The sequence below is a fragment of the Fischerella muscicola PCC 7414 genome, from assembly GCF_000317205.1.
Taxonomy (GTDB): domain Bacteria; phylum Cyanobacteriota; class Cyanobacteriia; order Cyanobacteriales; family Nostocaceae; genus Fischerella; species Fischerella muscicola.
Genome location: NZ_AJLK01000116.1, coordinates 37,962 through 60,433 on the forward strand (window position 1 = coordinate 37,962; position 22,472 = coordinate 60,433).

General features: G+C 40.2%; 19 protein-coding genes. 8 read left to right on the top strand and 11 right to left on the bottom strand.

Going from position 1 to position 22,472, the window contains the following annotated elements:
* Positions 1-57: 57 nt before the first annotated feature.
* The 6 genes from UYI_RS0117980 to dndE all read right to left on the bottom strand — a co-directional run bounded on the left by UYI_RS0117980 (position 58) and on the right by dndE (position 4,606).
* Positions 58-504 carry a hypothetical protein gene (locus UYI_RS0117980; RefSeq protein WP_016868036.1) on the bottom strand — a complete coding sequence of 149 codons (447 nt, stop codon included), beginning with the start codon at positions 502-504 and terminating at the stop codon, positions 58-60.
* Positions 489-1,787 (bottom strand): AmpG family muropeptide MFS transporter, encoded by a 1,299-nt coding sequence (locus UYI_RS0117985; RefSeq protein ID WP_016868037.1) that lies wholly within the window; start codon positions 1,785-1,787, stop codon positions 489-491. The genes UYI_RS0117980 and UYI_RS0117985 overlap by 16 nt, the downstream gene beginning before the upstream one ends.
* Before the next feature lie 457 nt (positions 1,788-2,244).
* The gene (locus UYI_RS0117990) at positions 2,245-2,475 is read right to left on the bottom strand and encodes a hypothetical protein (RefSeq protein WP_157226361.1); all 231 of its coding nucleotides are present in this window, start codon (positions 2,473-2,475) and stop codon (positions 2,245-2,247) included.
* Between the two features lie 12 nt (positions 2,476-2,487).
* Positions 2,488-3,954 carry a DNA phosphorothioation-associated putative methyltransferase gene (locus tag UYI_RS0117995; protein WP_016868039.1) on the bottom strand — a complete coding sequence of 489 codons (1,467 nt, stop codon included), beginning with the start codon at positions 3,952-3,954 and terminating at the stop codon, positions 2,488-2,490.
* Between the two features lie 27 nt (positions 3,955-3,981).
* Complete coding sequence (locus tag UYI_RS35855) at positions 3,982-4,191, bottom strand: hypothetical protein (protein ID WP_157226362.1); 210 nt, start codon at positions 4,189-4,191, stop codon at positions 3,982-3,984.
* A 28-nt stretch (positions 4,192-4,219) separates the two neighbouring features.
* Positions 4,220-4,606, bottom strand: coding sequence for a DNA sulfur modification protein DndE (gene dndE, locus UYI_RS0118005; protein WP_016868041.1), 387 nt, complete (start codon positions 4,604-4,606; stop codon positions 4,220-4,222).
* Positions 4,607-5,117: 511 nt separating this feature from the next.
* Here dndE and UYI_RS0118010 point away from each other — a divergent pair.
* From UYI_RS0118010 to brxL, 6 genes are all read left to right on the top strand, one after another.
* A complete protein-coding gene (locus tag UYI_RS0118010) occupies positions 5,118-5,948 on the top strand; it encodes a DUF4007 family protein (RefSeq protein WP_016868042.1) in 831 nt (276 codons plus the stop codon).
* On the top strand, positions 5,932-6,369 hold the full coding sequence (locus tag UYI_RS0118015; RefSeq protein WP_016868043.1) for a hypothetical protein: 438 nt from the start codon (positions 5,932-5,934) through the stop codon (positions 6,367-6,369). Before UYI_RS0118010 ends, UYI_RS0118015 begins: the two co-directional genes overlap by 17 nt.
* Positions 6,370-6,389: 20 nt before the next feature.
* On the top strand, positions 6,390-6,563 hold the full coding sequence (locus UYI_RS36925) for a hypothetical protein (RefSeq protein ID WP_157226363.1): 174 nt from the start codon (positions 6,390-6,392) through the stop codon (positions 6,561-6,563).
* 72 nt (positions 6,564-6,635) lie between these two features.
* A complete protein-coding gene (locus tag UYI_RS0118020; protein WP_016868044.1) occupies positions 6,636-11,258 on the top strand; it encodes a coiled-coil domain-containing protein in 4,623 nt (1,540 codons plus the stop codon).
* Positions 11,255-13,432, top strand: coding sequence for a hypothetical protein (locus UYI_RS0118025; protein WP_016868047.1), 2,178 nt, complete (start codon positions 11,255-11,257; stop codon positions 13,430-13,432). The genes UYI_RS0118020 and UYI_RS0118025 overlap by 4 nt, the downstream gene beginning before the upstream one ends.
* Positions 13,419-14,867, top strand: coding sequence for a BREX system Lon protease-like protein BrxL (brxL, locus tag UYI_RS0118030; RefSeq protein WP_016868048.1), 1,449 nt, complete (start codon positions 13,419-13,421; stop codon positions 14,865-14,867). Before UYI_RS0118025 ends, brxL begins: the two co-directional genes overlap by 14 nt.
* Positions 14,868-14,919: 52 nt before the next feature.
* Here the strand turns inward: brxL and UYI_RS39760 are convergent, their stop codons facing one another.
* The 3 genes from UYI_RS39760 to UYI_RS0118040 all read right to left on the bottom strand — a co-directional run bounded on the left by UYI_RS39760 (position 14,920) and on the right by UYI_RS0118040 (position 17,565).
* The gene (locus tag UYI_RS39760) at positions 14,920-15,048 is read right to left on the bottom strand and encodes a hypothetical protein (protein ID WP_268742252.1); all 129 of its coding nucleotides are present in this window, start codon (positions 15,046-15,048) and stop codon (positions 14,920-14,922) included.
* Positions 15,049-15,148: 100 nt separating this feature from the next.
* Complete coding sequence (gene dndD / locus UYI_RS0118035) at positions 15,149-17,131, bottom strand: DNA sulfur modification protein DndD (RefSeq protein ID WP_016868049.1); 1,983 nt, start codon at positions 17,129-17,131, stop codon at positions 15,149-15,151.
* A 191-nt stretch (positions 17,132-17,322) separates the two neighbouring features.
* Positions 17,323-17,565 (bottom strand): hypothetical protein, encoded by a 243-nt coding sequence (locus UYI_RS0118040; RefSeq protein WP_016868050.1) that lies wholly within the window; start codon positions 17,563-17,565, stop codon positions 17,323-17,325.
* Between the two features lie 121 nt (positions 17,566-17,686).
* On the opposite strand from UYI_RS0118040, the gene UYI_RS0118045 reads away from it, so the two are divergent.
* Positions 17,687-17,932 (top strand): helix-turn-helix domain-containing protein, encoded by a 246-nt coding sequence (locus tag UYI_RS0118045; protein ID WP_016868051.1) that lies wholly within the window; start codon positions 17,687-17,689, stop codon positions 17,930-17,932.
* Between the two features lie 167 nt (positions 17,933-18,099).
* Here the strand turns inward: UYI_RS0118045 and dndC are convergent, their stop codons facing one another.
* Complete coding sequence (gene dndC, locus UYI_RS0118050; protein WP_016868052.1) at positions 18,100-19,719, bottom strand: DNA phosphorothioation system sulfurtransferase DndC; 1,620 nt, start codon at positions 19,717-19,719, stop codon at positions 18,100-18,102.
* A 232-nt stretch (positions 19,720-19,951) separates the two neighbouring features.
* Between dndC and UYI_RS0118055 the strand changes: the two genes are divergently transcribed.
* Positions 19,952-21,550: a DGQHR domain-containing protein gene (locus UYI_RS0118055; RefSeq protein WP_016868054.1), complete on the top strand. Its 1,599-nt coding sequence runs from the start codon at positions 19,952-19,954 to the stop codon at positions 21,548-21,550.
* Between the two features lie 297 nt (positions 21,551-21,847).
* On the opposite strand, the gene UYI_RS0118065 is transcribed toward UYI_RS0118055, so the two are convergent.
* Positions 21,848-22,327: a DNA phosphorothioation-associated protein 4 gene (locus UYI_RS0118065; protein ID WP_016868056.1), complete on the bottom strand. Its 480-nt coding sequence runs from the start codon at positions 22,325-22,327 to the stop codon at positions 21,848-21,850.
* Positions 22,328-22,472 lie beyond the last annotated feature (145 nt).

A 22,472-nucleotide genomic window follows, 5' to 3' on the forward strand; every position in this document is an offset into this window, starting at 1 on the left:
CATGATTTATTCTAGCGATGTTCCTGATAACTGTTCACTGATAACTGTTCACTGATTTCATCTACGATCGCGTTCTAAGTCAGCGATCGCTCTTTCCCAGTACCAACTTTCTGGAAATCCGGGATAATTCTGTCTTGCTTGTGCGACAAGGCGTTCTGCTGCGGCTATGTCGCCATCTAACATTGAAATTAGCTTGTTTTGCAGACGGCTGTCAGCACCACGTGGAGTCGTTGGTTTGAGTGTGGGTTGGGTTGTTGACTCAGTTGCAGGTTGGGTTGCAGGCTGTGGTCTATTGCCTTTGATTTGGTTAGACTGCCTACGCAATTCCCAAAATAAAACGTAATAAAGCGTACCAAAAATTACAATTAAACTGAATGTCCCCAAAAAAGTCAGGAGATTAAGTCCAAGAAATCCTAAAACTAACTGGGAAAGCACATAGCCAAGTAGGAGTCCTGTAAATAACAGGATTGTTGTAGCAATAATAATGATTAGTTTTGGCCCCATACATCTTCTTCCTCATCATCTAGTCCTGGTCTAGGCATTGCTATGGGTTGAGGGTTCCAAGGAGCGAAAACAGGCAACAAAAGTAACCCTGGCACGGCGGCAATTATAGTAATTAAGAAAAATGTAGGCCAACCTGTGCTTTTGGCGATCGAGCCAGCTGGGGCAGCCAAAATATCGCGGCTGACAGCCATTAAGCTGGAGAGCAATGCATACTGAGTAGCGGAAAATCGCTGGTTGCAAAGACTCATTAAAAAGGCAACAAAGGCAGCGGTTCCCAGTCCACCACAAAAGTTTTCGATGTTAATAGTCAATACTAATAATTGGTAATTTTGAGAAAATTGCGGTTGAGCCAGTATAAAGTAAGCAATGTTACTTAAAGCCTGCAACGCACCAAATACCCATAGTGAACGATTGATACCTATTCTGCTTAAAACTGCACCGCCGACAAGGGCGCCAACAATAGTAGCAATTAATCCCATTCCTACCTGTATTGCTCCAATATCGGTTTTAGTGAAGCCGATGGTGAGTAAAAAGGGTGTCGCCATATTACTCAGTAAGGCATCACCAAGTTTATATAAGGTGATAAACACCAAAATCAATAAGCCTTGGATTACTCCTTGGCGCTGAAAGAATTCCCCAAATGGTAAAACGACAGCTTCAGCCAAAGAAGCTGGCGGGCTAATTTGTCGTGGTTCTGGCGCAATTAAGACACCAAAAATCCCAATCACCATTATTCCTGACATAAACAAATACACCGCAGACCAGGGCATTCGGTCAGCCAGTATTAATCCTAAAGAACCAGCAACTAATAGCGCAATCCGATAACCTAAAATAAAAACTGCCGCCCCAGCCCCCATCTCTAATTCTGTCAAAACATCAGTGCGGTAGGCATCAGCAGCAATATCTTGAGTCGCACTCAAAAAAGCAATGACTATAGCGTTGATGGCTAAAAGCTGTAAGGCTTGTTTAGGTTGTTGAAAAGCCATAAAGGCGATCGCTACTATTAAAGCGATCTGCGTCACAATCAACCAACCCCGCCGCCGTCCCAAAAATGGAGGTGTAAACCGGTCTAAAAACGGAGACCAAAGAAACTTTAATGAGTAGGGAAGACTAGCGAGGCTAAACCAGCCGATCGCCGCCAAATCAACCTGTTCTTGAGTCATCCAGGCTTTGAGGTTATTTCCGATTAATAATAAGGGCAAACCTGAGGCAAAACCTAGCAATAACAAAGCCGCCATTTTGCGGCTTTCAAATACCTTGAGTACAGATTGGATTTGTCGCACAGTATTTTAAGTTCCTTGTATAACTTAATCAGGAATCAAAATTACATCTAAGTGTGAATTGAAGAAGCAACATAAGGTTTTTTGGCAATTGCCAAGTTGATTTTGATTAGCGAACACAGATGTAGACGAGGCAGTGCGGTGGACGGGTTTCCCGGCATAAAGCAGCTGCCGTGCGCTCATAGGCTTAAGGCAGGGTACACCGATGAACACAGATAGATTATCGGTGTGTATCTGTGTCCATCTGTGTTCGATTTTAAAAACAGGATTCTTACCATAGTTTTAATTCACATTAGGCGTGAATTTAATTTACTTTTAAGAATGAGAATTTAAAGATGAAGTTTTGTATTTCTTTATTCTTAGCTATGACTTGCGTGTGTCTGTGTTTATCCTGATCAGGCATTAAAATATATTGCCATAACTCGTGTGTAATTTCGTGCCAATTTGGCTTGTACCATTGTTAAATGTTGGATTTTGAATAGGTAATAGTTAGTAGTACAGACGCGAGGAACATCGCATCTGTACATCGTTTAGTGGTTAGTTGTTGGTTGGTGGGCATTGGACATTGGTTATTCTCCCCACCACCCCATCTCCCTATCTCCCCACCTCCACCCTGCACCGAAGCCGCTTGAGCGCACGGCAGCTGCTTTATGCCGGGAAACCCGTCCACCGCACTGCCTCGTCTACACACTCCCCACACTCCTCACACTTCCCCTATCCCCAATTGATAAACCCGATGTCCTCTAATTTCTACCCCATGTTCAGCTAAACATTTTGCCCAACCATCGCGAGTACCAATATTGCTTTTGTCTTTGAGCAATCCTAATTCAACTTCTTTTTTAGTTAGTTGAGAGAATTCTTCATATAGATAATAATTAGGAGTCACAAATGTTTCTTTGCGGTGGAGTATAGGTGGATTGGCTCTGTTGGCATAGTCTCTGTGAGTGATGTATAAAGTTTTTAAATCAATCACAACACTTGCTTTTAATGCTGGATGAGGGTCAGTATCAAATTCTGGGTAAAGCAAATAAGAAATTTGGGATTTCTCAGTATCAAATTTGATCAGCGTTGCATCATCAACACGTCCGATTGTACGACTAGCACAACCTTCATAAATTCGCAGCAAAGCATCCATTTCACACAAAGCAGAGACATGAACGTATAAAGCGCCACGAGTACGTTTACCAATTTTACTTTTTTCACAAGCAGCTTTTACTACCCCTGGTTTTCCTAAGCTAAACAGCTTGGCGTCAGCAACTTCGCAAGCTTCTTCGTAGGAACCAAAAAAGGCTTTGATGTCGTGACGCATTTCTGGGGCTAGCTTGTGCCATGAGGGACGACTTTCAAAATGAGTCAAAGCCAGGTAAACTTGAATGTCAAGAGAACGACGGTAAGCGATCGCATCCCATTCTTCCTCGTCGGTAGCTTGTAAAACTACAGCAAAAGCCCGGCGGAAGTTACCAAATTCTTTGAGTAATTCCTGTTCGTTTTCCAATTCACCTTTGACTGGCAGTCTCCCGCGTTTGGTATAAAAATCCATCAAGGGCTGAAGCATATCTTGGTAGTCTTCAAACCGCTTGGTGGGGATGCGGACTCTGGGTGTGGAGGTTTTAGAAAAGAAGCGTAGGGCTTTGTATGCTTCTTTTTCAGCTTCATCTTGAAACACAAAGTAAATGCCCAGTGCTACAGGCACAGCATCAACATTCAGTGTTTCATCAATGTATTTTTTTAACTCTTCTTGCTGGTAATATTTCTGGAATGTGTTGTGGCGAGTGACAACGCCGTCACCGTAGGGTATAAGATTGCGACTAGGAGCATTAATTAAGACTTGGGCTGCAACAATTAATACTTTCCGGGCAAGTGACCAAGCTTCTAAGAGGGCTTGCCGACGTTCCTCGGTGTCTTCAATCACATTGAGGATATAGCCTAAATTGACAATATCAGCAGGAATGCGATCGCGATCAGGAAAATAGTAAGGATCCCAGCCTGCACTGGTGTAGCCTAGATTTGCCACGCGATCAACATCACCACCGTAGCCACAGCCATAGTCAAAAAACGTGGTATCTTTGTTGAGGATTGACCACTCTATTGCCAATCGCACAGGGCGAGACAAGTCAATACGGAAAATTGCCGCTCTGTGACGTTCAATTTCTACGTAGCTCTCGGACATAAGAGCAATTGAATTTGTTGATTGTTGTTAGTTGTTGGTTGTTTGGGTTTTCCAACCAACAAACAACTTTTGTGTTGTTAGTTGTTGGTTGCTGGTTGTTTGGGTTTTCCAACCAACAAACAACTTTTGTGTTGTTAGTTGTTGGTTGCTGGTTGTTTGGGTTTTCCAACCAACAAACAACCTTTGTGTTGTTAGTTGTTGGTTGCTGGTTGTTTGGGTTTTCCAACCAACAAACAACCATTAACAAAGAACTAAATTTATAATTTCAATTCTTCGTCGCTAATTCAATCAAATCTTCAATTTTCTTGATATTTGGATCACCAGCTAAATATCCAATGCCACGATGCAAATGCAGGCGGAACTGTGTAACCAAAGTTTCTTTGTCAGTACCTAAACCGTCGTTGTAGCAGCGTTGTTTGAGTGCCAGCAGCAAAATATCGGATATTTCGCCACCAAAGACGCGCCAACTCATTTCGAGGTTACTATCTTGGGGAATTGGTACTGGAGAAGGTGCAGTTGGTTCGGCGAGGGAACGACAAAACGCCCAGCGACATAGGATGTTCCATTGGTCGATTTTTGTCAGGCGTTTGAGTTTGGTAAGTTGGTCTTTGGCTGTTTGAGATAATTTGATGCGTTCGATAGGGGTTTCCATAATATTTTGATTAGTCTACACAGGGCGACTTTGCTTGTGTTGTAGCGAATTATATTCGTCTACAAGATTGTATATTGTCGGCTAGTGGTTCATGTCATTTGAGGGTATAAAACGAACCACCATAGACGCGCAGCGGCTTAAGGCAGGGTAGACGCCAAGTGCGCCAACAGAAGAGGAGAAAAGGGTAATTCATTAAGTTATGTAACCATCAAAATTAATGACATAGACCACTAGTGGTCTATCGCAAAAGTTATGAGAAGTTGTGAGGGGTCAGATCCCCGACTTTTTAAAAAAGTCGGGGATCTAACGTCTTGCAAGCTGTCAAAACTTGTGTGGTAGAGTACTAGTCCGGGAGTAAGGTTTGTTTTCATACCGATGGGTAAGTACAATATATTAAAGTTAGAGATTTGAAATAAGTTTGTAGTAAGGGCTTTAGCCCTTTTGGCAAACCTTTAATTACTTACAGCTTTCTACTTACTAGTTGAATTTTATTTTCAGTATTTATAATTTTATGGCTAAATTGCAATTATATTTTAATGGTTCCTTTGCTTTTAAAAAAGAGGAAATCAGCAGAATTTTACAGGCGGCGAGTGAAGAAAATGGTTTAAATGATACTCTGCCTAATTTGATGCAAAAAACAAGTTTAGGTAACGCTAAAGTTGGACGGATAAAAAGTTGGGCAATTCGGGCTGGGTTAATTCAAAATCATCGGCTTAGTCCCGAAGGAGAAATTGTTTGGCGACACGATCCTTATTTGGAATCAAGTGTTACAGAGTGGTTAATGCACTTTTATTTAAGTTTTGGTGGTCAAGGAATTCAGCCAACACCAAAATCGCCAGAAGATTGGGGAGGATGGTGTTATTTTGTTTATTCTTTTTTGCCTGAGAATAGCAAATTTACTAGTGAAGAATTTTTAGATAACTGCACTACTGTTTTTGAAGAGGAAAGCAAAGTTATTGCTGACAGAATTAAATTTATCTTTCGGACATATACAGATTCTCAAGCTTTAGCATCTTGCAAGTTTCTCACTCAGGAAAATAAAAAATATGTTACTGGATATGCGCGTTTGCCTAACCCGTATTTAGTGGGGTATTTTCTGGCACAACTTTGGCAACGGGATTTTCAGGAGGAAGGATCTGTTCTAACTGAGTCTATTTTGAACCAAAAAATGGGACTTGCTGCTGTATTGGGTGTAAAAGCGACAACGCTACAAGAACAGCTAAATGCTTTGGAAGCATACGGTATCATCGAACAGCGCAGGACAGTGCCTCCTTTCCAAGTTATACGGCGTTGGGATGAACCCTTGGCATTGTTGGAGAAGGCGTATGACAGCGAATCCTAATATTTGTTTGCAAGGTGTTAGACCAGATAACCAGGTGCATCTGCTACTTTGGGATACACCTAATGAAAATGATTTGGTACGTATTGTCTTGTATAACAATGCCTTACGAGTCAACTACCGAGAAAATTTGCTACAACGGATTAATCAAAGCGATCGCTTTCTGACTCTTCATCATGATTTAGAGCGAGAATTGACAGCGATCAAGTTTATGTGTTCTGGAATTAAGGAACAGATGGTTTTACTTGAGGGTTTAGACTGCCTAATTACTTATTTGCAAGTCTACTCTCCCAAGCATCTTACCTTGTTTTGGAACAATTTAGAAAAAACTCGCAAGTTAGAACGAATTTTATGGGTGATATTACCTCAGCAGTTAGTACCTAAAAGTTGGCCGGCGATGCGAATGAAATCAATGTTTGATTGAATTGAAAGTGGACACAATATATGTTGGGAAAATCGAACACAGATGGACACTCATGGGACACAGATAAATCATCGGTGTGCATCGGTGTGTATCGGTGTTCGCCTTCCCAAAAAAATATTGGACGAGTCAGAAACTTGCAGCCACAAAAATTTCCTGAAAATCGAACACAGATGGATAATTACGAAAATAAGTAGTTTTTTGCTAAATTGTATACTAGTTTGCAAGTTGAATTCATGTGATATGTAATTGTTAATTTTTTATTGATTATGCTTCTCCACCAACTCGTCGAAATTAATGAAAAGGGTAGTGTTGCTCCCTCTGTCAACTTTGGCATGATGGATATTCCTGAGATAAATTTGCGTCTGTGTGAGGGATTTATTTTTAATTACGACCCTAATAAACCGGAGTTATCGACAGTTGGTATTTTAGATGCAGTTAGACGCAGTTACCATAGTCGGAATGAGGTAAATATTCATTTATTGATCCAGGATTATGGCAAAGGTAAATCACATTTTGCAGTTGCGATCGCTAACTTTTTTAACAAACCCTTTGACAGTCCAGAAGTACAAGGAATCTTACATCAAATAGAATTAGCAACTGCGGGTAAAAATCATCAGGGGATTACTGAAGGATTAAAGCTTTATAAGCAAAGACAAAAAAGACATTTGGTAATTTGCTTGAGTGGTGACAGTGTCGGCAATATTAAAAAGCAATTTCTGCAACAACTCGTCAAGATTTTGGAAAATGAAAATATCCACAATTCTTTAGCGCAAAATATCTGTAGTGAACCTTTGCGTTATTTGGAAAGTTTGGATGCAGCAGATAGACAAGAGGCAGAACAATATCTGCAAAATCTTGGTAACTCTGATGGAGATTTAAATTCCCTCATCCGGCTATTGAGAGAAAATAATCCGGCGGTAATCACGACAGTTAAAAATCTTGCGCGTGAAATCACAGGATTTACCCCTGATTTTGCTGCTGATGTAGATATTGAAGCTATTCTGCAAGATATAATTAGGAATTACTGCACAGGTGAAAATGCCCACTTTCAAGGGATTCTCATTTTATTTGATGAATTAAATTATTATCTACAATCTTGGTCGGCTGATCAAATTGGTGCAGGTGGAACTGCTCTACAAAATATTACCAATATTTGCAGCAACTATAAAGGTAAAATTGCCCTACTTAGTTTTGCTCAGTTTCATCCCAACAAGGCTGTAGGTATCTCTGCTAATGCTTTACCAAGCTATAATAAAATTTCTTCCCGACTGCATGATAAAATCTATGATAATCCAGCTTCTAGTTTAGAATTAGTACTCAATAATTTATTAATTCAGAAAGAAAAAGAATTAGCTGGACAAGAATTTTTTCAACGTTGGCATAATACCCTACTTGCTGAAGCTAGGGATGCCTTTGAGCGCAGAATTAAAATCTATCGAGAACAAGGTTGGACTTTAGAAAAGTTCTATCAGTATCTTGGCAAAGGTTGTTTTCCACTTCATCCTTTGACTGCATATTTACTGTGTAATCTTGACTTTACTCAAGACCGGACAGCGATTCAATTTATCAAAAATTATGTGAAAAAATTTATCCAAACTGAGCCAGCAGAAAAATTTAGTAAACTTAACTATATATATCCAATTGCTTTAGTAGATAGCTTTATTGAAAACTTTTCCAATTATCCCATATACGCATTTTATAAACAAGCTCTGGCTACGGTTACTGGTTATGCTGATTCTGAAGATGAAATCATAGTTCTGAAAGCTTTATTCCTGTTTCATGCTTGCGGCGAAAAACTGACTAAATCAGAAAGAGAAAACCATCAAGAAATTCTTGCTACTTTGACAGGTTTACCCAAATCTAGACTCCAGTTAGCTTTAGATAAACTAGAAAAGACACGAGATATTATCTATTATCGACCAGAAACTAAAACTTATCGCTTTTGGGAAGGTGTCAGCCCGACATGTATTCAAGAAGATATAGAGGAAAAAATCAAAGGTAAGCCGACATCAATTCAAGATGTTGTGAGATATTGTCGGGAGAGAATTTCTGAATATCTAGGCGATGATAAGATTATCGCTACTAGGTTTGTTCAAGATAACAAATTAGTGAGTGAAGATTGGCGATTTGAGTATAAGATTTACCGCATTGATGAATTAATTCAAGGGTTAGAGAGTAACCGCATTCAGAAAGACATCAAAGAAAAGGGAATATTGGCATTTGTGCTAGCAGAAACTCAAGATGAGTTACAAGAGTTTCGCAACAATGTAGATAATTACTTGTCTAAGTCTGCAATAAAAAATAAGATTGCTGTTGCTATTCCCTATCAGGAAACAGGAGATTTAGCGCGGATTTTACTAATGATTAAAACTTTGGAAGAAACAGATCCGGCTGGACAACGTTTACTTGGTGCCGCTTACAAACAACTTCTTCAGCGCTGGGAAGAACAGCTGAATACACAACTAAGTAGCTTGTTAAAATCTTGTACTTATCACTGTGTAGAATCAGAAAAAATTTCGCCTCTAGGAAAAGATAATAAACAACGGGTGATTAGTGCCTTGTTGCAAGAACTTTATCACTGTGTTCCTCCTGTGAATGGCATGGACAAAATGCGAAGCAACCATGCGACAGGTAAACAAATTGTGGGATGGACTGCAAAACAGCTTTTCGCCGATAGTTTAACTCCTCAAGCTTTATTGAATGAATCTTACAAAACAGTCATAGACCAAATTTTTGTTAGTTTGTGGGGTTTACTCAAGAAAACTCCCCAGAAATATTTTGTGCAAGAACCTCAGCATGAAAAAATTCGTGCTGCTTGGGAGGTAATTTCCCAGATTACTGATTTAGGAGAAGAATCAGAAAAGACTGTTGAGTTAGAGAAAATTTGGCAAGCTTTATCCGCACCACCCTACGGTTACAGTGAGTATAACTTTACGATTTTATTGGCAGCATGGTTAGCATATCACCGCAAAGAAGTTTCTCTCAGAGGAGTAGCAGAAATTTCAACTGCGAAGAAAAAAACTCTTTCTTCGCCACCGAAAACTCAATCTTTAAAAGATTGGGCAAATAGTAATATCTTAGAAAACCCCACAACGTTTGTCAGCGATTGGATTGTGCAACGCAAGGGTAAACTAATTCGTCGCCAACAAGCAGAAATACCTACTTTGCCAGCATCGCCAATAGATTACGAACAGGCACAGCAATATCTAGCGGAAGTTGCAGCATTTCTGGAGTTGAATGCAGCAGATGTAGAAGTGGGTGAATTAAATAAGCATAAAAAACAGGTGAGTGCGGGTGTGGAATCAATTAATAAATGGTTTCAACCTGTGGTAGATGTGGAGGCACTATCTGAGAATACAAACTTGGAAACTTGGCTGCAACTTTACCCACAATTACTCCAAAATCCACCAGCATCTTTAGTTCAACCAACTTCACAACAATTACAGCGTCAAACTCAAGCACTACAGATCGTCAACGAAAAAATTCAAGAACTTGTGACAGCTACAATTCAGGGTTTTCAGTCTTTGTCAACAATAGAAGCTTGTGATGCCTATAAGTTACAAATTCAGGCGCTGCTGAATCAGATTACCACAGTCACAAGTTTACCTCCTCATTTAGTTGCAAGTTTGCAAAACGCTATTCAGGCTACAGAATCGAAGCTTACAGAAATTAGGCAGCAAGCTGAGGCACAACAAAGGCAGGCTGAAGATATGGAAATTATGCAGATTATCCGGCAATATCAATCTGCAACAAAACTCCATACGATTTCTTTATGTGAACAGGCAATTCATGATGTAGAAAATTACAGAAATAGATTGCATGAACCAGAAAAATTTGCTGGAGAAATTGACCAAATTGTGCAAGCGGTAAGAAATAAAGTTACTGAATATCGGCAGAGATTAGCAAATATTCAAAATCGCGTTTCTACAGTTAATCATCTTAGAGATGCGAATCAAATTATGACTGAGTGTGCGGAATTGGATGTTGTCTTTAAAGATACTGCTGATTACCAAAGTTACCAAAATATCAAAGCAAAGATTAATTTAGTAACTGAGGATCTAGAAAGATTACAAGAGATAGAAAATCGCCTGACGCAAACTGATAATATTGCCAAATGTCACGATGCCTTACAGATGATTGCAAATAATCGGAATCATCTGCATGATGCCGATCGCTTCCAAGAGAGAATCTCTGATTTAGAAGCGAATTTGCGACAAAGAATCCAAGATTACACCACAGAATTACGACAAGTTGAGGAAAATTTAGAGCGTTTAACTACAGCCAAAGAAGCGCAAAGACAGCACGAAAATTTACTGAAAAAATCGGCACGGTATGCTAACTCCGATGCGGAAGAACAATATAACAAAATTCTCTGGGAATTAAAACTACTAATTGAACTATTACAAATAGCTGAATCCGCAAACTTACAAACATGGACATCTTGCCAAGCCCAAATAGAACGAATCCAAGAGTGGCAAAATTCTCAAGAAAGTCTAACAGATAAATTAGGCGATCGCATCACTTCTGTGTGTACAAACCTAGAGGAACAAAAAACACGGCTGCTGGCACAAGCACAAGCCGCCGCCCAGCAATGGTTGCAAGATTTAAGAATTCAATGCACTCAATTATCTCAATTAGTCGAAGATACAGCCAAGCTGACAGCCGCAAACAATCTGTTGGCAGAAATTCGCGCCGAGAAAAACCAGTATATTGATTTACTGACAACAGAAGAAATACAGACTCTAGAAAATATAGAGAGACAATGTATTGCCCAACAGCAAAAAGATATCGCAAATCAGATTTTTGTATTGTTTAGAGAATTGGCGCGATCGCAACAACAACAAGTATACGCAAGATTAGGGAAATATCTTGCAAATGAGGCGGAATGATGAATATCGTCCTAGACCCAACTGAACTATACGATATTCCTCCCGACTACATCCCAATTACCACAGAAGTAGAGTGGATAAAATCTTTTGGTGTGACTAACTCTCGATACTGGGTAAGAGGAAAGCGCCTGTGTGAATGGGCAGAAGCATGGTTGCGGGCATGGAACAAAACTGATGCAATCATGGAAATTAAGCTACACCCCCGCCGTTGTATTGCAGCTTTGTTTGACACCATACCTGTACCTGATGAATGGACTGATGCCCAACTACTGATTTTATTAGCAAAATTAGACTCCTATCCTCAAAATCCAGTTGCCCATTTGTTAGCAGAGATTACAGGTGACGAACAAATATGGTTTGCTCAGCCTGCAATTTCCCATCTTGCTGCTTGGTTGGCAATGCAAGTACCCCAGGAGTACAGAATTTTAGAACTAGTTTGGCAACAGCAGTTTCAAAAACATGAGTTGGCAACCTATTACCAAACTGATGATAAATTATCACTCCTACGCCGTTGGTTAGGTATCGCCACACCAGTGATACCCGATCTCGGCAAATATCCTCTGCCGATTCCTGATTTTCTCTGCACAGAGTTTGATGCTTACTGGGAAGAACTACTCTACAACACAGAAGGCAAAATCCTGGAAGATATCATACCTACTCAAGTTGTGGGTATGGAACGAATCGCGAAAATTGCCCACAAAGTCCTGCAAAATCGACCACACTGGATCAACAAAGTCAGAGAAACGAAAGTTACTCCTTATCTGGGCCAGCAGCAACAGCTAGAATTAGGCAACCTATCGCCACCTCAATCTCTACCTATTGATGCTAGTCCAACAGAAGCGCTGGAGTGGGTGACACAAAAGTATCTCCCCTTCCGCCGTTGGGAAATTATCGTTAACCAACCTGCCTTAGATCAAAGAATCAGCGATCGCTTAGCAGATAGTTTTGTAAATTGGATGTTGGAACACTATCCCCAAATGACGGTGGATTCAGTTGAAAATTCTTACCTCAACTACAGCGTTGCCGCCAAAGTGCAAAATTTGTGTCGCGAAAGTCCGGTGTTATGGGTGGTAGTGGATGGGTTGGGGTGGTTAGATCATCTCGAACTTTTGTCTTACCTCACCCAAAATCATCAACTGGCATTAGAAACTGACCCGCAACCTCGGTTTAGCATTTTACCTACAAAAACAGAGTACGCCAAGTGGAGTTTGTACGCCCAACTTTTACCAAGTGACGCTGCTTGGGCTGCGGATGCTGGGAAAGCTTTTGCGAAAATGGGGATGGGCAAACGTTATACAGATCGAAGAATAGATCAGCTTTACAATGCTTTGCGAAAAAAGACACACAAGCTGTACTGTTGGGATACGGATACATTTGATAATCTTTATCACAGCCAAACAGACTGGCAGAGTCTTTACACCCTTGATCGCCCTCACACCTTGGAAGGCATTGCCAAAAAAATTAATTACTGTGTGCAGCAATACCCCAAGCCGGAAGAATTGAGAATTGTCATTGCTAGCGATCACGGCCAAGTCATGGGTACACAAGACAAAATCTCCCATTGTCCCCCTGAACTTGAACCCAAGGGGAGAATGGCTATTGGTAAAACTGATGACCCCCGGTTTGTCGTGTTAGAGTGCGATCGCTACCATCTTCCCCACGATATCAGTATTGTCCGCAGCGCTGCCAGCTTGGGTGCTTTCAGTTACACAAATAACAAACAAATCATCGGTTCTCACGGAGGGCTTTTCCCCGAAGAAGTCGTAGTTGGCGTATCCGTACTCCGAAAATCGATTCAACGTGCCAAAGTATATATCTCTTGTCGTAGTGAAGGCAAATCCAGACAACCTGGAGAACTAGAAATTACTATTGATAACCCTAACTCAGTCCCACTCACAAACCTTTGTTTATATATACCAGAATTACCTGCTTTCAATTCTGGAAAATCCTTAGAACAGCAAATTCCAGCCAATCAACGAATTCACTTCCCAATTACAATTCCTGAAGTACCAGAATTACCACCAAGCCATGAGAGAAATTATTTATCTCTCTCCGGGGAATTAACTTTTCGATTTGCCAATCTTGAACCAGGAAGCACAACCCTAGCTTCTGACTCGCAACTTAAAATTAACCAATTATTCAGTAGTGGATTTAATATAGATGAATTCTTATGAAAGTGTGAGCTATAACAATGATTTAGTTCGCAACGTTTTTGGTAATTTGAGTATCTCTAAAATTAGATTACCATCAAGTAGACTAAGTGATGCTGGTATCCCTAGCTTTGTTGCCGAGTGGATTATAGATAAAATTGTTCCTGGCGTGGGAGCAATGACGCTAACAGAATTGGAAAAAATAAATAACTTTATCAAAAAAGCATTTCCCCGCAAAGATGACCGCAATGAAATCATTTTTGATTTGACACAGGGAGAAGTGCGAAAAATTATTGCCTTGATGCAGGTACGTAATAAATTAGATAATACTGGTAAAGTAATTCTCGAACCATTAGCACAAATACCAGCCCTGAATTTAACTGATTGCAGCATTGCTACAGAAATTGTCGAACGTCATAAAATGTTGCTGCGTCAAGGAATTTGGGGAAAAATTAGCCTCTCTATGCTTCCCGACGGTCGAGTCGAAGTCATAGACTTTGAACCCTTTCAATGTTCTCAAGTTGACTTACAAACATACGCTGAATGTCGAGCAAAATTCAATTCCCAACAGTGGCGAGATTTGCTATTTTGTTCGATGGGTTTTAACCCCCAACATCCCAGTTATCACGAGGAAGTAAAAACCTGGATACTGGCAAGATTGCTGCCCTTGGTTGAATCTAATTACCACATTATGGAACTAGCACCAAAAGGTACTGGTAAAAGTTTTTTATTTGAAAATATTAGTAGTAAAGTTACTCTAATTAGTGGTGGTAAAATTACCCCTGCTCAACTTTTTGTCAATGGTAGAACCAAAGAAATTGGTTTACTTGGGCGTCATGAAGTTGTCGTTTTAGATGAAGTTCAAAGTCTAACGTTTGATAATCCTGATGAAGTCATAGGAACACTCAAAAATTATCTGGCTAATGGTCGCTATAATCGTTCTGGATTCGCTGATATTGCCAGTGATTGTGGGTTAGTAATGTTAGCAAATATTGAACTAGATGAGCAATTACGACCACGCAACGAAGATAATTTAGTGGCGAATCTGCCCAAATTTTTTCATGAAACAGCATTACTAGATCGTTTTTGTGGCATCATTCCCGGTTGGGAAATACCCAAATTTAAAAGAGAAATGATTGCTACTCAAATTGGTTTAAAAATGGATTTTTTTGGTGAGGTATTATTATCTCTACGCCGAGACAATCGCTTTATGTTCTATGCACAGCAACACACCCATTTTGATAAAAATGTCACAGTACGAGATCAAAATGCTATTCTCAAATCCGCATCAGGTTTTCTCAAACTTCTCTACCCACATTTAGAACTAACATTAATGGACTACCAACGTGATTGTCTGGAACCTGCTTGCAGACTACGCCAAGCCATCCGCAATTCGTTATATTACCTTGATGATGAATTCAGACAGCTTGGTAAAGAAATTTATGTTGATGTGGTGTAGGGGTTGGTTGTTGGTTGTTGGTGAGACCAGCCCCCCAAAAAGGCGGTCTCCGTCACGTAGACACGAAGTGGCTTAAGGTAAGGGTAGGGGGACTGGCGAACCCGTAGACACGAAGTGGCTTCCCGTCAGGGTAGGGTTGTTGGTGGTTAGTGGTTGTTGGTTGTTGTACCAGACGTGCCATGGCACGTCTGTACAGTGGTTAGTGGTTAGTGGTTAGTAGTTAGTAATTATTCCCCTACTCCCCACACTCCCCACACCTCCCCAATCCCCGATCGCTTTCATTACCAAAAATAACCCGGTTGTACAGTCGTCTGACGCGTAGATGAGTCGTATTTAAGAAGATACTCACGCGCGATCGCTTCGTTTTTTCTCAGTGTTTCTACTTCTTTCTCGCCAATTTCTGTATCTGTGGAAAGTAAAATTACTTGATGAGAAGCAGAGGGAAAGTAACGTTCAACTAAGTTACTGCGATGCGAAGAATCTAGTCTTCCCAGTGGTGTATCAATCGCTACTGGTAAACGACGACCAGAGACTCGTGCTAGTCCCCACAGAAAAGCGATCGCCAAAAGTTGTTTTTCCCCTGCGGAAAGCCGATGCTTGGGAACTGGTTTACCTTGTAAATCATACAAAGATAAGCTAAAAGTATTGGTATCAATGGCGATGCGATGCACTAAATCTGATTTGTGCAGCAGATAGCGAAAACATTCAGTCACTTCATTTTCTAATTTATTCAATTTTCTCAAAGTCAAGCGTTCCCGGAATAGCTTTAGGGTTTCTTGAACTCTGGCAGAAGCCGTAATAATATGCTCTCTATTCTTGCGATCAATAGTTTGTTCTGTATATTCTTTTAAGTTCTTTTTAGCCTTTTCAATAGCTGCTTCTAATTCAACCAAACGACGACGCGCTGTTTCGCAATTAGCTTTAGCTTCAGTCACTTGCTTTTGGGCTTTTTGCATGGCATCACGCAAGCGATCGTATGCTTCAGGTGATGCTGCTGTCTGCATTTGTCTTTCAATACTGAGAATTTCTTCTTCTTTATTTTTCAGAGAAGCTAGTAGTTGTTTAGCAGAAATTTCGGCATTGTGTAAGTAATAAATCACATTACCCAATTGACTCAAAGCTTCATCATCAGCTAATAACCAAGGTTGTTCTTTGAGAGAAGATGAATTTCGCCTGTATTCATCTTCTTCTAAAAATACTTTGATTTTATCTAAACTTTCTTTAGCAATGTCTAACTTCCCAATTAAATCCAATAAACGTTGATCTCGCTCTAACAAAATATCTTGTACTATTTGTGCTTGGCGTGCGCGAAATTCTTTTTCTCCTTGTGTTTGTACCTGCGTAAGTAACGGTTGAATTAACATTAATGGTAAAACATCAGCAGCCAATTGACCCATTTCTTGACGAATTTGCTCAGTTTCTGCCGTTTTTTCTTTCTTTTGTTGATCTAAAAAGCTTCTTTCTGCCGCAATTTTCCCACCTTCAGAAATAAATTTATTCTCAGCTTCTTGATATTGCTGTTCAAATAATTTTAATTCTTCTTGTAAATTTGCATAACTTAATTTATTAACTTCAAACTCTTCTTGTATTTGCTTTAGCTCATTTTCAATATCTTCTAAATTTGCCAAATCTTCTTTATCAGCTATTTCCTTACGTTTACGATTGACTAAAATTTCTATATCAACTGCTAAACGTTCAGCCAGTTCTAATCCTAAAAGGGCGCGAATTGCATCTACTACAATTGGTGGTGGTACTTCTTGCTCTGCCAACTCTTTAACTTGTTCTCCATCAAAGAGAAACAAATTAGAAATTCCTAAAGGCAAAATATTTTCAATATAATCATCCCAAGTATTAACTAACGCCTCAATAGACCATGTATCATCATCCCCAAAAATGCCTAAAGAATCTTTGCCCTCTTTAGGATTTTTTTCCCAAGCTCTGACTATCTTGTATTTGACTGGTTTGTCATTTTCAATATGTTCAAAAACTAATTCCACACGAGTTTGTTCATAAGGTGAAGCCTTACTATTAACGCACTGAGTCAAAAAATCAGTATAACTTAAATTTCCACGAGTAGAACATTCAGCACGATGTCCATAAAGTGCCAGGCGAATAGCGTCCATGAGCGTAGTTTTACCACCTCCATTCATCCCACCTAAAAGAAGAATTGGACGAGTACAATCGTTAAATTTTGGGTCAAGATTTATTACTTGACGCCCATTGTAGGGGCCAAAATTTTGCAGAACAAGTTCAAGAAAAATCATAGCGATATTTTATATTTAATTCTCATACAAAGTCACACCGGATTTAGATCCCCGACTTTTTCAAAAAGTCGGGGATCTGGGCGGTAATTTTTGCTTAAGTAATTCCTCTTACACCCCTACACCCTTACACCCCCACACCCCCTATTTTTAAGACAGATATTAGCTACCTGTTTTATAAGCTCAGTTTGTAATTATATTCCGACTAAAATACTCATCACTTCACCTGGCTTAGAAGTAGGTACTAGTGGACTCCACTCATTCATTTGGGCAAAACCAAGCTTATAAAGACTAACAATCGTGCTATTGACTCCTTTTTTAGAACCATATATTACCACCTTCACAGATTCTCTACTTGGAATTTTTTCTAGGGAAGTGCTGGAGTCAACAGCAGGCGTAGAAGTGTGAAAGGAATCTGTTAAAAAGCTTTTAGTCATAGGAATTTACCTGTTTGTGGCTAAAAAGTTTTGTTACCTATAGGTAACAAAACTATCTTACACCCTTTGTTACCTATGGGTAACATTTACTCAGTCATGAGCCTTTGACACAATCAAAGGCATGGGAAAAGCAGGAAAAGCACTCAAACAGGTATTAGAAACCTATGGCATTAGCCAAAATCAGTTAGCAGTGACAATGGGAACAGGACGACCAAATGTTCACCGTTGGGTGTACGAGATTAGAGATCCTGTTGCTGAAACGGTGCTAGAAATTCGTGATGCGCTTAAACAAATTAATCCAGCAGCAGCACAAGAATTTATCAGACTGTACTTGGGAAACTCTACTGATGACGAGAAACAGCCTTAGTACAAAATTGCATAAACTCTGCGCGACGGCAGTCGCTACAACGGGGGGCTTTGGGGTCCCCACGGTAGTGGGGTTGGGGGGAGACCCCCAAGGGCGCGCTGCCTGCCCTTTGCGCTTTCCTTTGCTACCTGGTACGTTTTGATTTATACAAAGCTGTACTTAAATTCTCAAGACGTTGTTTCCTTATTTTGAAACTTCATACTTGCCCAAGTCTTAGGTTTAGCAGCAGAAGATGCATCTTTTGTATCCTCAGCTACAACATCACCCAAAGTCAGCTGCTTCACCTTCGCCACATCGCCTTGAGTCACTGCTGTTTTTAGATCTCTTTTCAAGTAAGCATTTTTAACTGCTTCCTCGAGTGAGCGAGAACTAGTTTCAAAACATTTCTCTAGTGCATCGTATATTCCTGTGCGGCGGGCTTTTTTACGAAACTGACGTTCCGTATCTAATAACTTCGCCATTAATTCTAAGTGCATGGCGTCACCTTCACAGATTTCTTCTAAAGTTGCCCATTCATCACTACCCAAGAGACTATAATCAGCACCAGGGCGCGGATCTTGAAATTCTTCTCCTGTCACTTCTTTATATATGCGGGGTAAACTATCATCAAATTCGTGTTTATCTTCTAGCCAAATCCGGCGAATCTCACTCAGTTCTTCTGGAGTAATTAAAGTGATGTCGCACATATTTTCTGGTGCTGTACGCCGGATTTGTGTTTGCGCTTCTAATACTCGTCTTAGCCAATGTTCTCGCCAATATTTGGTATAGGGACCAGGTATTGGTTCCACTGAAGTTTCTCCGTCTACATTGCGTTCAAAGAGTGTGACTTCACCCCAAATGCGTCGGAAGTCTCTTTTATCGTGGTCATTATCAACATCTAATTCATTACGAATGTCTAATAGAGGCTGCATCCATTCTTTTTCTTCGTCATTTTGGATCATCGCCTCCATAGATTTATCTTTATTAACCATTGTGCATACCCAACACCCAAAACGAGAATCACCACAACTGGGTGTAGAGGAATCGACAACAAGAGGGCATTCACTATCTGCTGTTGCACCTCGATACATAGTGAATAAGTCCTTATTGCTGTATCCCCAAGGGTTCTTCCACTGATTCAAATAAATCCAAACTTCTTCAGTACTCCAGTCTTCGATAGGTAGATAAATTAGCGAGTTAGGTCGATTAGGATTTGTATTCAGGCGATCGCGTACCCGCCACTCTCGATGTTTAGCCATTGTACTAGCACGTTTCGCGCTTTCAGTTTTGCGCGTACCCAGCACAAGAATCACTTCACCACTAGAACGTATTACTGAACGGATAAAACTATCAGCCGGTTGAATCTTCAAACGTTCAGTACACCATCTAAATCTATTACGCGGTGCTGGATAGCCTTTTCCAATTAAGTTTACCCAAAAAGTATCTTTGACTGCTGGATAAAGCAGATGAGGTTCAATCAGCATTTGTTGTTCTTTTGCTGCTACCTTCATCTGTTCTAAAGAGTTGCGTACCCAAGCAGAAACAACAGGGTTTTCTACTAAAGTATCTGTTGTAATAACATAAATAGTTTTAGTCCGCTTTTCGGGTGGGAGTGCTGCGATCGCATTCCAAATCAGCTGCAAAATTGCGGTCGAGTCTTTACCACCACTATATCCAATACACCAAGGTATCTCATCTAAACAGTATAACTCTTGTATTTCAGTGGTGAGAGCTTGAATATCTTCCACTAACTCTGCCACAGTACGCGGTTGCTGATTTTTAGTTTCTGGCTGTTGTGCTGTAGCCATTTCTCCCTACCTCTGAAGACACGGTTAATTGTCACCTCTATTGGATTTGTGTTACCCCTCCCCGCAAGCGAGGAGGGGGGAAGATGGTGCAATATTTTATTCACCTTTTTATATGTACTGTAATTGCAACCTCAGTATTGTAAACTTTAAAGGTTTTTAAAAAGTTTGTTCATTAGATTCATTTTTATAGAAAAATAACTTGGTCTATGATTTAAGGTTTTTAAAAATCAACATGAAAGAGACCACAGCTAACCCAACTGCTGATATTGCTAGCGAGTATCTAGAACGGGAAAACAAGGATAAACAGGTATTGGCTTTACTGCTAGAAAAATTCCTTAACCAAAGAGACCAGATTCTGGTTCAAAAAACTGAGATGGGAGGCACTGAGGCATATGTAGGCTCTGTTACCTTAGAATGGTTTGCGGGTCGGGTTCGCTTTGCGTCTGCTTTACCCCTGCTTCAGCCAAAATACAACTCTCAAACAGAGAATATCGAGATTGACGCGGAAAGTATTGACGAGATTCAGCAGCGGCCGGTTGATTGGTCACGTCAACTACCCTTAGCGCAGTATTTAGCAGCTCGGAAAAATCACAAGTTTCCGCCTGTGCTAGTAGTGATTAACCAACCGTGGGCGGATAATCCCCAAGCTGCTGAGTGGGATAGGCAAGGATGCGCTGTAAAGTCTACCACAGATTTTACGCCTCTAGATAAAGAAGGTAAGGTTGGTCTACTTAATATTTCTGAGGAAAATGTGACCATTTATGCATTGGATGGTCAACACAGACTGATGGGGGTGCAAGGGTTGATGGAGTTACTGAAAACAGGCAAACTCCAACGCTACAAGAAGGATAAAAGCCCTGACGACACTTTTATTGAAGTCGCTGACTTGATTGAACAGTATCATGTTCAGCCTGCTCATCTGCAAAGCTTGCCTAAAGAAAAAATCGGTATTGAGTTTATCTGTGCGGTTGAGAAAGGAGAAACTCGCGAACAGGCAAGACGACGGGTGAGAAGCATCTTTGTTCATGTCAACCTGATGGCTGCACCTTTAACTAAAGGTCAGCTAGCACAGCTAAATGAAGATGATGGTTTTTCGATTGTTGCCAGAAAAATCGCTGTGACGCATCCGCTTCTGGAACAACAAGAAACCCGAAAACCTCGCGTGAATTGGAATAGTGCGACGGTTGCAGCCAAGTCAACAGTTTTGACAACACTGCAAGCGCTCAAAGATATGTCTGAACGATATTTAGGGCAAAAGTTCCCTCACTGGAAACCCTTAGACAAGGGTCTAATTCCCATGCGTCCAGAGGATGAGGAACTTGAGAAGGGACTACAGGAGTTTCACAAGCTGTTTGATTATTTAGCAAGCCTACCCAGTTATAAGATTTTAGAAGATGAAGATACACCAGCCTTACGACGATTCAGCTTTGAAAAGGATGGAGGCGAAGGAAATATGCTTTTGCGTCCTGTTGGTCAAGTTGCTTTAGCACAAGCTTTGGGTATCTTGGTTTTCCGAAAAGAATTTAAGCTGGAAGATATTTTTAAGAAACTACGAAAGTTCGACCAGCAGGGCGGGTTTAGTGGGATGGAATATCCGCAATCTCTGTGGTATGGCGTTTTGTACGATCCAAATAAAAAGCGAGTGCAGGTGGCTGGAAGGGATTTGGCAGCGAAGTTATTGATTTATATTTTGGGTGGAATTCAAGATCAGATGGAACGTGCAGAACTTCGCAAAGCTTTGGCTAATGCTAGAACCATTGAAGATAAAACAATAGGTTTTGACGGTAAGTTTGTTGAACCCAAACAAGTAGGACTTCCAGTAATTTTATAACTGGCAGAGTCAAAGGGATGTTTTCATTTTAGAAATATCGCAATACCACAAATCTAATCTGTCTTATGAACTTGCAACAAGCAGTAGTTATTCTATGCTGTGCTTTTTTCGATGCCAAAGCAGCGCTTCAGGATGTGGGCGATATTTTTCTTCCTTTGGTAAAACAATTTTGTGCCCATGATAATTTTTCAATGGTATTACATTCAAACTTTCTAATGTAGTCAAACATTCTTCAGAAAGCTGATCAGAGACAATTATTGAGTAGTTGTTGCCATTATTTTTACTTATGTAATGCTTCTATTGATAATTAAGAAATTTGCTCAAATCAAACTCCTCTTTTGTTTCCTCATAGTTATCTTTTTCTATCATTAAAAGCAATAAAAGTCTTTCTGAATAGTCTACTGCACCCCGCAATTCTGCCTGTAATATTTCAAGTCCACCATTGGCGTATTCTTCAAAGAGTAAATTACGTTTTTCGTTATTTTTTTCATCATGAAAAGATAAAACTTTTATGTCTTGAGTTTCAACGATCGCGATTAAATTTATTACCGTATCATATCCCCTGACAATAAACTGTTCTTGAGGAATTGGTGACGGTTCTCTTTTAGAAATTTCGCCTAAAGGTACTCGCTTTTTATGCTTTGCACCCAAAGCAGCAGCAAACACAACTACATCAGCAAAGGTTTGAAAAGGACCCGTACCACCATCTGCCGATGTTAAAGCCTTTACCAATTCAGCTTTATCTTTTGCAACTCTGATTCTGCCAGTTTCAGCCATTGTTCTGATATCTAATTTGTTGCAATTTTAACTGAAACACAAAAGCGATCGCACTCCCTTCTCTTGGCGTCTTAGTGGTTCATTTCCTAAACAAACAAATCATCCACTGGCATAAACCACCCTGGCACAGCAGGTTCAGCTTCCG